Origin of the sequence: Protofrankia sp. Cas3 (assembly GCF_963555955.1) — a bacterium.
Taxonomy (GTDB): domain Bacteria; phylum Actinomycetota; class Actinomycetes; order Frankiales; family Frankiaceae; genus Protofrankia.
Map to the genome: position 1 here is coordinate 29,965 of NZ_CAUVXP010000063.1, position 606 is coordinate 30,570.

1 pseudogene is annotated in these 606 nt (G+C 65.5%); it reads right to left on the reverse strand.

Annotated features, from left to right (window positions below):
* Positions 1-489 (reverse strand): annotated as a pseudogene (locus U9983_RS13785) (hypothetical protein); the annotation flags it as partial.
* Positions 490-606 lie beyond the last annotated feature (117 nt).

Here is a 606-nt window from a genome sequence, read left to right on the forward strand (position 1 = left end):
GGAGCAGAACTTCAGGAAGAACGGGCCGAAGTCGTCGTCGACGCAGTAGAAGTAGAACTGGTTGACGACCCCGGTGGTCTTGACGATCCACGGGTAGGCGTTGCCGTCGGCGTCACGGCGTTTCTCGGTACGACACAGCGGGGTTTTCTCCTGTGCCCGTCCGATGAACAGCACTCCTTCGGTGCCGGTGAATCGGGCGAGGTGCTGGTGCGCGACGTCGTCCTTGCGTTGCCCCTTGACGAAGTCGACCCAGGGCAGGTTGTGGTCGTGGGCGAAGCGGTGCACCGCGGTGACGAACGCGTCAGTGATTCGGGCCAGCGGGGCGGTGGAGGCGACGGGTAGTCCCAGCTGGCGGTGCACGTACCCGACCAGCCCCAGGGGGAACTGCCACTGCGGCACGTACACGTTGAGATACATTCGGTCGATGCACTCGATCTCGAAGGTCACGTGGTCGGACAGGACATCGGCCACGGTGCGCGGTAGCGTCATGGCAAGCTCCGGTCGGATGGAGGCTTTCCAGCCAACCACCGTCGTATGAGCGGTACCACTCACGGGGCCTGCCTGGGCGCCGCCGGCCGGAGTCCGCAGCGGTAGCCGAGCGGCGCA